The sequence below is a fragment of the Pseudomonas sp. Pmew2 genome (assembly GCF_058129885.1).
Window position 1 is genome coordinate 410697 of sequence record NZ_CM176702.1, and the last position, 12257, is coordinate 422953.

Annotated in this window: 12 protein-coding genes; 1 reads left to right on the top strand and 11 read right to left on the bottom strand. The window is 59.8% G+C overall.

The features are described 5' to 3' along the window. Positions 1-4 precede the first annotated feature (4 nt). The 6 genes from AC4ANK_RS01905 to exbB form a co-directional block, all read right to left on the bottom strand. Positions 5-1402, bottom strand: a complete 1398-nt coding sequence (locus AC4ANK_RS01905) for an aminoacyl-tRNA deacylase and HDOD domain-containing protein (protein ID WP_002551491.1) — start codon at positions 1400-1402, stop codon at positions 5-7. Positions 1403-1488: 86 nt separating this feature from the next. Continuing rightward, on the bottom strand, positions 1489-3564 hold the full coding sequence (recG, locus tag AC4ANK_RS01910) for an ATP-dependent DNA helicase RecG (protein WP_002551492.1): 2076 nt from the start codon (positions 3562-3564) through the stop codon (positions 1489-1491). Positions 3565-3575: 11 nt separating this feature from the next. Next, positions 3576-4499 carry a hydrogen peroxide-inducible genes activator gene (locus tag AC4ANK_RS01915; RefSeq protein ID WP_002551493.1) on the bottom strand — a complete coding sequence of 308 codons (924 nt, stop codon included), beginning with the start codon at positions 4497-4499 and terminating at the stop codon, positions 3576-3578. 92 nt (positions 4500-4591) lie between these two features. Further along, positions 4592-5344 (bottom strand): energy transducer TonB, encoded by a 753-nt coding sequence (locus AC4ANK_RS01920; protein WP_460384088.1) that lies wholly within the window; start codon positions 5342-5344, stop codon positions 4592-4594. Next, on the bottom strand, positions 5341-5766 hold the full coding sequence (gene exbD / locus AC4ANK_RS01925; RefSeq protein ID WP_002551495.1) for a TonB system transport protein ExbD: 426 nt from the start codon (positions 5764-5766) through the stop codon (positions 5341-5343). Before exbD ends, AC4ANK_RS01920 begins: the two co-directional genes overlap by 4 nt. 3 nt (positions 5767-5769) lie before the next feature. After that, positions 5770-6723, bottom strand: a complete 954-nt coding sequence (exbB, locus tag AC4ANK_RS01930; RefSeq protein WP_002551496.1) for a tonB-system energizer ExbB — start codon at positions 6721-6723, stop codon at positions 5770-5772. 209 nt (positions 6724-6932) lie between these two features. Between exbB and AC4ANK_RS01935 the strand changes: the two genes are divergently transcribed. Beyond that, positions 6933-7781: an SDR family oxidoreductase gene (locus AC4ANK_RS01935; RefSeq protein ID WP_002551497.1), complete on the top strand. Its 849-nt coding sequence runs from the start codon at positions 6933-6935 to the stop codon at positions 7779-7781. Positions 7782-7832: 51 nt separating this feature from the next. Here AC4ANK_RS01935 and AC4ANK_RS01940 read toward each other — a convergent pair whose 3' ends face one another. The 5 genes from AC4ANK_RS01940 to gmk form a co-directional block, all read right to left on the bottom strand. Next, the gene (locus tag AC4ANK_RS01940) at positions 7833-8570 is read right to left on the bottom strand and encodes a hypothetical protein (protein ID WP_002551498.1); all 738 of its coding nucleotides are present in this window, start codon (positions 8568-8570) and stop codon (positions 7833-7835) included. A gap of 54 nt (positions 8571-8624) precedes the next feature. Next, complete coding sequence (locus AC4ANK_RS01945; RefSeq protein ID WP_031595916.1) at positions 8625-9005, bottom strand: RidA family protein; 381 nt, start codon at positions 9003-9005, stop codon at positions 8625-8627. Between the two features lie 23 nt (positions 9006-9028). Beyond that, entirely contained in the window at positions 9029-11134 is a 2106-nt protein-coding gene (gene spoT / locus AC4ANK_RS01950) for a bifunctional GTP diphosphokinase/guanosine-3',5'-bis pyrophosphate 3'-pyrophosphohydrolase (RefSeq protein ID WP_002551499.1), read from the bottom strand. A 60-nt stretch (positions 11135-11194) separates the two neighbouring features. Further along, positions 11195-11458: a DNA-directed RNA polymerase subunit omega gene (rpoZ, locus tag AC4ANK_RS01955; RefSeq protein ID WP_002551500.1), complete on the bottom strand. Its 264-nt coding sequence runs from the start codon at positions 11456-11458 to the stop codon at positions 11195-11197. Positions 11459-11605: 147 nt separating this feature from the next. Then, on the bottom strand, positions 11606-12250 hold the full coding sequence (gmk, locus tag AC4ANK_RS01960) for a guanylate kinase (protein ID WP_002551501.1): 645 nt from the start codon (positions 12248-12250) through the stop codon (positions 11606-11608). Positions 12251-12257 lie beyond the last annotated feature (7 nt).

The window sequence follows — 12257 nt, forward strand, 5'->3', positions numbered from 1 at the left end:
CGCATTACTTGCTGAACTGCGAAGCCAGTTCGCGCAGAAGTACCTCGGCCTCCAGCACTTTTTTCACTGACTCGTTGGCTTTTTCGCGGGACAGGCCCAAGCGTTCGAACAACTCGTCAGGAATCTCCTGCTCTGGCCCGGCACCGATGCCGTTCACCCGCAACAGACGTACGGCCAGATAAACCAGGTTGGCGTAGACGTGATGTTCGCCCTTGTAGTGGGGGTCGTGCTGGAAGCGCAGCGCGATGGCGAGTTCATCCGGCATGTCCCAATAGCGCATCAGCCAGGCCCCGATCTGCTCGCGGCTGATACCCAGCAAATGCTGCTCAATAAAGCTGTGGTGCAGGTGCGGGTTAACTTCCAGCTGGCGGCAAATCAGGGTGAAGTGTGGCGGAAACACATGGGCCAGCAGCAGGTAGCCGAAGTTGTGCAGCAAACCGGCGAGGTAGCTCAGGCCAGCTTCCGGGCGACTGGCGCGTGGAATGGCGCGGGTCAGACCTTCGATGACGGCAGCTGTATAGATGGATTGCTGCCAATACGGCGTGGTCTGTTGCGGCTGGTCCTTGGGCAGACTCAGGGTTTTGCCCAGAGCGAGGCCCAGTGCCAGGTTGATCACCAGATCAAAGCCCAGCACGCGGACGATTGCATCTTCTACCGAGCGGATCTTGCCGGTCGACGCGTAATAGGGCGATGCCGCCCAGCTCACGACCTGTGCCGCCAGCGCAGGGTCGGTTTCGACTACGCCGGTGATGTCATCGATGGTGGCATCGGGGTCGACCCGCAGCTTGATGATTTTCTGTGCAGTTCCGGCCAGTGGTGGTATTTCCAGGGTCGCTTCCAGACGCTGCTGGATGCGACGCGCCGTGAAAACATGCATGGCCTGGGTGATTTCTGCCGGATCGTCGTCAGGACGATCCAGGTTCGGACGGATGGCTGCGACCGACTGGCCGAAGTGCGCGGCACTGGCCTTGCTCAGCATGCCTTTGAAGTCGTCACTGCTGATTTCCAGCAACAGGCCCTTTTCGCCCGAGCCCACCAGCAGTGTCGGCTCTTGCAGCAGGCGATCATCGTAAAGGCACGGTGAGCTGGTCAGTGCCGGGAGCCCCGGCAGCACTTGCAGGTTGTGCTTGGTGAGCATGCGCTGCAAACGATCATGCGGCACAGCGGTCAACTGGCGCCCGGTCAGCTCGGTGATTCGGCTGAGGTCGAGCAACTGGCTCTGCGGGAACAGGATAAGCAGCGCACCGACAGCGTCCTCGACCAGCACAGCCTGAACCTTGCGCGCCGGGGGCAAGCTTTTGTTGTCCATGACTTCGTTGTAGCTGATAGCCAATTTTTCAAGCAACTGCCGGATTACCGACGGCGCATGCTGCGGATCATTGACGTGGGCGACTTCTGTCATGAGCTATGTCCAAATTCCTACATTTTTTGAAGTATAACCACGTTATTCGTTTTCGGTCGCACGTGGTGTTCAAAGCGTAGCCTGCATCACACCTGGCCATACTGCTGGCCATGACGCAGCCATCTGTCGAGCAGTGGGCTGACATGTTGGGGCCAGCGCTCCAACATGGCCTGAGCCGCGTCGCGTACGGCCGGTAGCAGGTCTGCGTCACGCATAAGGTCGGCGACCTTGAATTGCAGAAGGCCCGTTTGTCGGGTTCCCAGCATTTCACCGGGACCACGCAGTTCAAGGTCCTTTTCGGCGATGACAAAGCCGTCGTTGGTTTCGCGCATGATGCCCAGCCGCTGCCGTCCGATCTGTGAAAGCGGCGGGTGGTAGAGCAGCACACAATGGCTGACCGCACTGCCGCGACCGACGCGCCCGCGCAACTGGTGCAATTGAGCCAGACCGAGGCGCTCGGGGTTTTCGATGATCATCAGGCTGGAGTTCGGCACGTCGACCCCAACTTCGATCACTGTAGTTGCCACCAGCAATTGCAGCGCACCCTGCTTGAATTCGGCCATGATCGCGGCCTTTTCTGCGGGCTTCATGCGCCCGTGTATCAACCCGACGCGAACCTCACCCAGGGCACTGCTCAGTTCTTCGTAGGTGGTTTCAGCCGCTTTGCAGGTCAGCTCTTCGGATTCTACGATCAGCGTGCACACCCAATAGGCCTGGCGACCTTCGGCGCAAGCTGCGCGCACACGCTCCACGACTTCCAGGCGGCGGCTGTCGGCAACCAGCACGGTATTGACCGGTGTCCTTCCGGGCGGCAGTTCGTCCAGAATCGACGTGTCCAGATCGGCGTAGGCGCTCATCGCCAGCGTGCGTGGAATCGGTGTGGCGGTCATGATCAATTGATGCGGACACATCAGGCCGCCGACGCCCTTTTTACGCAGCGCCAAACGTTGCTGAACACCGAACCGGTGCTGCTCGTCGATGATCACCAGCGCGAGGTTCTTGAACTGCACTTCGTCCTGAAACAGCGCATGGGTGCCCACTACCATAGGGGTGCCACTGGCGATCTGCTCCAGGGACGTCGCGCGCGCCTTGCCCTTGAGCTTGCCCGCCAGCCAGGCCACGCCAACGCCCAGCGGCTCTAACCAGCGCTGGAAGTTGATGTAGTGCTGCTCGGCGAGAATCTCGGTGGGGGCCATCAGCGCCACTTGATAACCTGCTTCCAGCGCTTGCAAGGCAGCCAGAGCGGCGACCACGGTCTTGCCCGAACCAACGTCACCCTGGATCAACCGCAGCATCGGCTCAGGCTGGCTCAGGTCGTAGGCAACTTCCTTGCCGACCCGCTGCTGGGCACCCGTGGGCGCGAAGCCGAGGTTGGCGAGAAATTGTTTCGGCAGTTTTTTCGCAACAGGCAACGCCGGTGCGCGCTGTGAGCGCAGACTTTCGCGCAGGCGCTGCTGGGAAAGCTGGTGGGTAAGCAATTCTTCGAAAGCCAGCCGGTGCTGCGCCCAGTGATGCCCGAGGGCCAGCTCCTCCACATCGGCATCGGCGGGCGGGTGATGCAGATAGCGGATCGCATCATCCAGAGGGGCCAGCTGATAGTCGCGGGCCAGCTCATCCGGCAGCCAGTCCGGCAGGCTTTTGGGGCCGAGCATCGCCAGGCTTTGCTGACACAGCTGACGCAGGCGCTGCTGGGTAAGGCCTTCAGTCGTGGGATAGATCGGCGTGAGGGTCTGTTCGACGGGCGCGGGCTCATCACCGGTGATCGCCCGATATTCCGGGTGATAGATTTCCAGGCCGGAAGCACCGGGACGCGCTTCGCCGAAGCAGCGCAGGTGCGTGCCACGCTTCATGCTTTCTTTCTGCGCGTTGCTGAAGTGGTAGAAGCGCAGGCTGACGACACCTGTGCCGTCGCCAAGCCGTACCAGCAAGCTGCGGCGCTTGCCCATTACCACATCGGCGCCGCTGACCACGCCTTCGATCACGGCATCCTGGCCAGGGCGCAATGCGCCAATCGGTACGACGCGGGTCCGGTCCTGGTAACGCAACGGCAGATGGAACAGCACGTCCTGCAGGGTTTCCAGCCCGACCCTGGCCAGCTTTTCTGCCATCGCTTCACCGACGCCCTTGAGCGCCGTGACCGAGACCCTGGAAAGCTCGCTCATTTCTTTTCTGCCTAACTTGCGACTGTTTTCGGACGTGCCACCGAGCACAGGCGAGCAGAGTCAGCGAGAATTTCGATGGCTTTGGGTCTCGGGAAGCTTGCGCGCCAGGCGATGGCGACTGTGCGGAAAGGCACAGGCGGCGTCAGCGGGCGGACTTCGATCACGCCAGGCGCGTAGTGGTGGCTGTCAACGGCCGAAAGCGGCAGGATCGAAATACCCAGCCCGGAAGCGACCATGTGCCGAATGGTTTCCAGCGAGCTGGATTCTACTGTCGTGTGCTTGGCGCCTTCATTGCCTTTGCCCAGGGTAGGGCAGGCTTCCAGAACCTGATCACGGAAGCAGTGACCTTCGCCCAGCAGTAACAGACTCTTGTCGTTGAGTGCCGAGGCGTCGATGGTCTCTTTCTGAGTCCATGGGTGATCGGCCGGCATCAGGACGGAGAACGGCTCGTCGTAAAGTGGTAGGGTCAGCACGTCGGCTTCGTTGAACGGCAAGGCAATGATGACGGCATCCAGCTCACCGTTGCGCAGCTTGTCGCGCAGCACATGCGTAAAGTTTTCTTCGATGTACAACGGCATCTGCGGCGCAACCCGGTGCAGTTGTGGAATCAGGTGAGGGAACAGGTAAGGGCCGACGGTATAAATAGCGCCGACTTTCAGCGGCGCGGTCAGCTGATTCTTGCCTGCCTGGGCCAGCTCACGAATACCTTGAGCCTGCTCCAGCACTTTCTGCGCTTGCGCAACGATGCCTTCACCGACCGGTGTCAGGCGCACGGCGCTCTTGCTGCGCTCGAAAATGAGCACACCGAGTTCGTCTTCTAGTTTCTTGACGCCCACCGACAGCGTTGGCTGGCTGACGTGGCAGCGCTCAGCCGCATGGCCAAAGTGCTGCTCCTGGGCAAGCGTGACGATGTAGCGTAATTCTGTAAGAGTCATAACGTGCGTCCATGAAGTTGCGACCCCAGCATAGCGGGTGCGATCGATAGACGCACGTTATCAGAAGCACTCACAAGTAACAAAAGTACAATTCAGCGTTTATCCAGTGAATAAACGAACGGTGCGAGGATTTCAATGGTGCCGTTGTTGAGGATTTCCTTGGGCGGTTTGGGCAGCGGCTGAGCGCGACGGATCATTTCCATGGTCGCTCGATCCAGCGCCGGGCTGCCTGAACTGTTGGCAATCGAGTAAGACAGCACGTTGCCGTCAGCATCGACAACGAAGCGCAGGCGTGCAACACCCTGCATGCCACGACGACGCGCATCCTCGGGATACTTCTTGTACTTGCCCAGATGACTTAACAGGTCACCCTGCCAGCTTGGCAGCGCATTGCTGGGCGGCGCAGGCGCAGGCGCAGGAGCGGGCTTCGGAGCAGCTGCTTTTTCCGGTTTGGCAGTCGTAGGCGGCGTGTCGACCGGTTTTTCGTCAGCAGGTTTTTCCTGAGGCGGCTCAGGCTTCTTCTGCGGCTTTGGCGGCTGCGGTTTTGGCTTGGGCTTTTCAACCTTTTTGGTCACCACGATTTCCGGCTTCGGCGCTTGCGCGACTTCCGGCATAGGCTCTGGTTCTTCAGGGGCTGGCGGCAGAGGTGGCTGAACGACTTTTGGTGGTGGCGGCGGTGCGGGCTCAGGCAGAGGCGCAAGCTCGACCATCATGGCCGCTGGCGGTAGCTCGATCGCCTGAGAGGCGGGCCAGCGAACGGCGATGATGATCGCGATAGCGTGCACGGCCAGCACCAACAACAGACTACCGCTATAGCGCGTCAGTTTTTGGCGCGTACTGATCATTTCTTACCAGCCGTCTCAAGACCCACCAGACCAACCTTGAGGTAACCCGCACCCCTAAGCGTGTTCATGACTTCCATCAGATCGCCGTAATCCACGCCCTTGTCGGCCTGGAAGAAGATCGTGGTGTCCTTCTTGCCCTTGGTCCGGGCGTCCAGCACCTGACCGATCTGCTCGCGGGCAACCTTCTCTTCACCCAGATACAGGCTCTTGTCGGTCTTGACGCTGAGGAAGATCGGCTTCTCGGGCCTGGGCTGTGGCGTGGCAGTGGATGCCGGCAGGTCGACCTTGATGTCCACGGTCGCCAACGGTGCAGCCACCATGAAGATGATCAGCAACACCAGCATGACGTCGATGAACGGCGTCACGTTGATTTCATGGTTCTCGGCGAGATCATCGCCGCCTTCGTTAAGATGCAGGCCCACGTGTTAGCCCACCTTGACCATGTGCGGTTGTTGTTGATTGCGCTCGGTCGGTTCTGGCAGATGATCCAGGTCGCGGCTGACCAGCAGCAGAACCTGGGCCGAAGCATCAGAAACCTGAGCCTTGTAACCGGCGATGGAGCGGGCGAACACGTTGTAGATCACTACCGCAGGAATTGCGGCAACCAGACCCAGTGCCGTGGCCAGCAGGGCCTCGGCGATACCCGGTGCCACGACAGCGAGGTTGGTGGTCTGGGTCTTGGCGATGCCGATGAAGCTGTTCATGATGCCCCATACCGTACCGAACAAACCCACGAACGGTGCGGTAGAGCCGATGGTCGCCAGTACGCCGGTGCCCATGCTCATGTTGCGGCCGCAGGCTGCGACCAGGCGCTCGAGGCGGAAGCTGACACGCTCCTTGATCCCTTCGCGCTCACGGCTGTTGGCCGACAGGCGCATCTCTTCAAGAGCGTCATGCACCAGCAGGTGGGCGAGGGTGCCTTCCTTGCTGGCGGTCGAGCTCGCTTCGTTCAGGGAGCGGGCTTTTTTCAGGTTGACGATTTCACCACGCAACCGGCGCTTGGCACCCAGCAGTTCGAAACCCTTGGAGATCCAGATGGTCCACGTAATGATCGATGCGATGGCCAGACCGATCATGACCGCTTTGACCACGACGTCGGCGTTCTGGTACATGCCCCATGGCGACAGGTCATGTGCCATGCCCAGGCTGTTGTCTTCGGCTGCAGGCTCCAGAGCCTGCACGGGGGGGGCTGCATCAGGCGCGACAGGAGCTGTCGCCGCCGGTGCGGCAGAGGTTGCAGGGGCCGCAGTCGGTGCCGATTGATCTGCAAGGGCCATGGGTACGAACATCAGGCTCAAGACGAGGGCTGCGACACCGCGCCATGCACGAGGCAGGCGAGGCATCCCGGTAGGCGAAGCGATTGATTGAATGCGTGTCATGCTGGCCGGACCTGAGAGAAAAATAGGGGATGGTTCCAGTGCGTCGTTCAGTGCTCTCGACGCTCACAGGGAACAAATGGGCTGCCATTATTGCAAATCGTTCTTGTTAACAAAAGTAATACAGTATCTTTTTTACATATTCGCCCGAATTTTCGCCTGCCGATGATCATTTTGTACGGCGCTGACACCACCTGTTATGGAGATACCGAATGACTGCCCCTTCGCTTCTAATCGCCGGCTGCGGTGACATTGGTTCGCGACTTGCGACCCGCCTGCTGCCTCACGGCTGGACCGTGCATGGGCTGCGGCGTACTGTTTCCGAGCTGCCTGCCGGTGTTCACGGTGTGGCGGGCGATTTGTTCGATACCTGCAAGCCTGCCCTGTGGCCCACTGCGGCACTGGACTATGTGGTGTATTGCGCAACGCCTTCGCAGCGTGACGAAGCGGGTTACCGGATGGCTTATGTCGAGGGGCTGCGCAATGTATTGAGCTGGCTTGAGCAGACCGGGCAGCGTCCAAAGCGGTTGATCTTCGTCTCAAGCAGCGGTGTCTACGGTCAGCAGAACGGGGAGTGGGTTGATGAAGACTCCGTCACCGAACCGGCCAACTACACCGGCACTGTGATGCTGGAAGCCGAGCAGCTAGCGCTGAACAGCGGACTGCCAGCCACGGCGGTGAGGCTGACCGGTATCTACGGGCCCGGACGCAGTGATCTGTCGAACCGCGTGCGTCAGGGGCACAGTGTCAGAATTGATCCTCCGGTCTACGCCAATCGCATTCATGCGGACGATGCCGCCAGTTTGCTGGAGCATCTGCTTCAGGCGGATCAACGAGGTGTGGCACTGGAGAATTGCTATCTAGGCGTTGACGACGATCCGGCTGCGCTTGCCGATGTGGTGGCGTGGATACGTGAGTATCTGGGGGTGACCGAATGGTCGGAAGAGGTCAGCGTGCAGCGCGTGGGCAGCAAGCGTTGCAGCAATGCCAGGGCGCGCGCACTGGGATGGGTGCCGGTGTACCCGGATTATCGGGCTGGCTATGCGGCATTGCTGGGGTAAACAAGTCGCCGTCAGGAGCGCCTTGAAGGGCGCTCCTGAAGCGTGAGTCGCTTATTGCTGTTCGAGCAACCAGCGACGTGGGCCTGGACGCAGCTCGGGCATCTGGTCAGCACCGGCATTGTTCATAGCCTGGAATATCTCCAGTTGCTTGCCTTTGCGAGCAAAGATCCACGGGTTGCCTTTTTCGGATTTCTCCAGCCACATGCTGTCGTATTCGCCGCTCATGGCTGCGCAATCGCCCGCCAGGCATAGTGCGTAGCGATCGTTTTCGGGAAGCCCCTGCACACTGCCGTCAGGCATGAATTGCACGGTGCTGCCTTGGCCATCGCCTTCCACTACAGTCCATTTGCCGCCCATGTAGGCGCTATACAAGGCTTTCTCGAAGCTTGTGCCAGGCTGAGCGCCTTCCGGAGCCGGGTTTTCCGGCTTCTGGAAGTGCTGTTCAGGGCCTGACTCGCTGGCCGCTTGAACCAGTTCATCACCCTTTACGCTCAGGTCTTCGAAGAAGTTGCCGTAGAAGTCGATGTGCAGCTTGCCTTCAGCAGCGCTGACGATCTTGCCTTCACCCAGCTCGAAACCGTTGGAGTAAATGGCCTGATTGGCTTTGGAGTTTATTTTCCACTCCAGATTGGGGCCGTTGGCGAGCAGTGCCTGACGCAGGTTGCCTTGTTTGACGGCGGCGTCGATGGCGGTCTGGTTGATCCAGGTGCCGTCCGGATTGCGGTCGGCGTGGCTGGCGCAGCCGCCCAGAATGACGGCGAGCAGCGAGATGGCGAGCGCGGAGCGCATAACGGATTCCTTCCTTCAGGGAGAACGGAGCGCAAGGCACGCTCCGTCGGGGGATTATTCGATGACGAGAATCGCGTCCATTTCAACCTGGGCGCCACGCGGCAATGCCGCAACGCCGATGGCCGCACGGGCCGGATAAGGCTGAGTGAAATAGGTGCTCATGAGCTCGTTGACCTTGGCGAAGTGGCCCAGGTCGGTCAGAAAGATGTTTAATTTGACGATGTCCTTGAACGATCCGCCCGCCGCTTCGGCAACCGACTTGAGGTTTTCGAAAACCTGAGTGATCTGGGCTTCGATGCCTTCAACCAGTTCCATGCTGTTCGGGTCCAGCGGGATCTGTCCAGACATGTAGACGGTATTGCCAGCTTTGATGGCCTGTGAGTAAGGGCCGATGGCCGCAGGGGCTTTATCGCTGGTGATGACAGTCTTGGTCATGAGAACTCCTGATGATGGATGGCCTACGCGCGCATCCGGGTGATGCGTGTGACACCGGTCAGGGCGCGCAGTTTCTTGATTACACGAGCCAGATGCACACGGTCGTGCACGCTGACCACCAGTTGGACCACGCTGATGCGACCATCGCGTTCGTCCATACTGATTTTTTCGATATTGCCGTCGGCCGCGTTGACGCTGCTGGCCAGCAGAGCGATCAGGCCGCGCTGATGCTCGAGTTCGACACGCAATTCGACGTTGAATTCGCCGGTGACATCCTTGGCCCAGGACAACTGAATGCATTTTTCCGGGTTGTGACGGATTTCGCTGATGTTGCGGCAGTTGTCCAGGTGCACAACCATGCCCTTGCCTGCAGACAGGTGGCCGACAATCGGGTCGCCCGGGATCGGTGTGCAGCACTTGGCGTAGCTGAGCACCAGGCCTTCGGTGCCACGAATCGCCAGCGGACCTTCAGGGCTTGGCAACTGCTCGCCCTCGCCCAGCAGGCGGCGAGCGACGACATAGGCCATGCGATTGCCCAGCCCGATGTCTTCGAGCAGGTCTTCCAGCACTTCGACCCGGTACTCGTTGAGCACCAGCTGAATGCGTTCCTGAGTGATCTTGTCGAGACTGCATTCGAAGCCGTTGAGCACCTTGTTCAGCAGGCGCTCGCCGAGGTTGATCGACTCGGAGCGGCGTTGCAGCTTGAGCGCGTGGCGAATATGCGTACGCGCCTTGCCGGTCACGACGAAGTTCAGCCATGCCGGGTTCGGACGTGCGCCGGGCGCACTGACAATCTCGACGGTCGAGCCGCTTTGCAGCGGTTCGGACAGCGGCGCCAGCCGGCGGTTGATCCGGCAAGCAATGCAGCTGTTGCCGACGTCGGTGTGTACCGCATAGGCGAAATCCACCGCCGTGGAGCCTTTGGGCAGCTCCATGATCCGGCCTTTGGGCGTGAAAACGTAAACCTCGTCCGGGAACAGGTCGATCTTGACGCTTTCAATGAACTCCAGAGAGTTGCCCGCACGCTGCTGCATTTCCAGCACACCCTTGACCCACTGCCGGGCACGGGCATGAGTGCCTTTTGGCTGCTCGTCGTCGCTGGATTTGTACAGCCAGTGTGCAGCGATGCCGTTGTTGGCCATCTCTTCCATTTCGCGGGTGCGAATCTGGATTTCGATCGGTACGCCATGCATACCGAACAAGGTCGTATGCAGGGACTGGTAGCCGTTGGCCTTGGGGATCGCGATGTAGTCCTTGAAGCGGCCGGGCAGCGGCTTGTACAAATTATGTACAGCGCCCAGTACGCGATAACAGGTATCGACCTTGTCGACGATGATGCGGAATGCGTAGACATCCATGATCTCGTTGAAGGCGCGACGCTTGCCGCGCATCTTCTTGTAGATGCCATAAAGATGCTTTTGCCGCCCGCTCACGTCGCCTTCGATGCCGTCAACGGCCAGGCAATGACTGAGGGACTCTTCGATCTTGTTGACCAGTTCCTTGCGATTGCCCCTGGCGCGCTTGACCGCCTGGTTGATGCGCGAGGAGCGCATCGGGTACATCGCCTTGAAACCCAGGTCCTCGAATTCGATGCGCACACTGTGCATACCCAGTCGATTGGCGATGGGTGCATAGATTTCGAGGGTTTCCTTGGCGATGCGCCGACGCTTTTCGCCCGACAGCACTTCCAGCGTGCGCATGTTGTGCAGGCGATCGGCGAGCTTGACCAGGATCACGCGAATGTCGCGCGCCATGGCCATGGCCATTTTCTGGAAGTTTTCTGCCTGGGCTTCGGCCTTGGTCTCGAAATTCATCTGGGTCAGTTTGCTGACCCCGTCGACCAGTTCGGCGACGGTTTCGCCAAATTGGGCGCTGAGCGCTTCCTTGGCAATGCCGGTGTCTTCGATGACGTCATGCAGCATCGCAGCCATCAGGCTCTGATGGTCCATGTGCATGTCGGCAAGAATGTTCGCTACCGCAAGAGGGTGCGTAACGTAGGCTTCACCACTGCGACGGCGCTGGCCATCGTGGGCTTGTTCGGCATAGTAATACGCTCGGCGAACCAGGTTGACCTGGTCCTTGCCGAGGTAGGCCGACAGTCTTTCGGCGAGGGCGTCTATGCTCGGCAAGGCGCTACCCCTTGCCAATGGCTTTTACCCTGCGCCGTACTACGTCGACCTGGCATAGGCTTAGACGGCCTCGTTGGACTCGTCCTCGAACGCTGCGAACAATGGTTCATCTTCAACGATTTCGGCTTCTGCGATTACAGCGTAATCCATCAGGCCAGCCGCGATTTCACGCAGTGCCATAACGGTAGGCTTGTCGTTTTCCCAGGCCAGCTTTGGTTCTTTGCCGCCGGTTGCCAGTTGACGGGCACGCTTGGTAGAGAGCATGACCAGCTCAAAGCGGTTATCCACGTGTTCTAGGCAGTCTTCAACGGTTACGCGGGCCATGGGTATTCCTCGTAGCAAATGCGGATGCGCGATGCCCGGATGGGCGAGCGGACTCGATAGTTTACAAGCGGACAGCACCAGGCATCAAGCGGCAAGCCACCAACGGCATGCTTTTAACCTGTTGCCTGATGTCTGGAAACGACTCGATCAAGCCAGCAATTCCTGAAAAAGCTCGCTGTATTGCTCTTGCTGATGCTGCTGGGTCAGGCGATTGGCGCGGAATATCGCCTTGAGGTCTTCCAGCGCACCGGCAAAATCGTCATTGACCACAACGTATTCATACTCGTTGTAGTGGCTCATTTCGCTGACCGCTTCACGCATCCGCGCTTCAATGATCTCGTCACTGTCCTGGCCGCGATTGGTCAGGCGCTGACGCAATGCCTGCTGGGTAGGCGGCAGAATGAAGATCGACCGGGCCTGCGGCATTTGCGCGCGAACCTGCCGGGCACCCTGCCAGTCGATTTCCAGAATCAGGTCGTGGCCTTCGTCAAGGGTCTGCTGCAGGTGGCTCTGCGAGGTGCCGTACAGATTGCCGAAGACTTCGGCCTGCTCAAGAAAGTCGCCGTGCTCGATCATGCGCACGAACTCGGCACGATCGACGAAGTTGTAGTTCACGCCGTTCACTTCGCCGGGGCGCATGGCCCGGGTGGTGTGCGAGACCGAGACGCGGATCTTCGCCTGCGCGCCGTGCTGAGGCTCTTGCTGGGCGTCCATCAGGGCCTTGACCAGGCTGGTCTTGCCCGCGCCGGACGGGGCGGAAATGATATACAGGGTGCCAGTGATATGGGTCATGTCAGGT

Coding starts and splice junctions, on each gene's coding strand:
- recG (WP_002551492.1), bottom strand. CDS start 3,564: ATGAGCGAGCTTTCCAGGGTCTCGGTCACGGCGCTCAAGGGCGTCGGT.
- AC4ANK_RS01940 (WP_002551498.1), bottom strand. CDS start 8,570: ATGCGCTCCGCGCTCGCCATCTCGCTGCTCGCCGTCATTCTGGGCGGC.
- AC4ANK_RS01920 (WP_460384088.1), bottom strand. CDS start 5,344: ATGATCAGTACGCGCCAAAAACTGACGCGCTATAGCGGTAGTCTGTTG.
- AC4ANK_RS01905 (WP_002551491.1), bottom strand. CDS start 1,402: ATGACAGAAGTCGCCCACGTCAATGATCCGCAGCATGCGCCGTCGGTA.
- exbB (WP_002551496.1), bottom strand. CDS start 6,723: ATGACACGCATTCAATCAATCGCTTCGCCTACCGGGATGCCTCGCCTG.
- AC4ANK_RS01915 (WP_002551493.1), bottom strand. CDS start 4,499: ATGACTCTTACAGAATTACGCTACATCGTCACGCTTGCCCAGGAGCAG.
- gmk (WP_002551501.1), bottom strand. CDS start 12,250: ATGACCCATATCACTGGCACCCTGTATATCATTTCCGCCCCGTCCGGC.
- rpoZ (WP_002551500.1), bottom strand. CDS start 11,458: ATGGCCCGCGTAACCGTTGAAGACTGCCTAGAACACGTGGATAACCGC.
- AC4ANK_RS01935 (WP_002551497.1), top strand. CDS start 6,933: ATGACTGCCCCTTCGCTTCTAATCGCCGGCTGCGGTGACATTGGTTCG.
- AC4ANK_RS01945 (WP_031595916.1), bottom strand. CDS start 9,005: ATGACCAAGACTGTCATCACCAGCGATAAAGCCCCTGCGGCCATCGGC.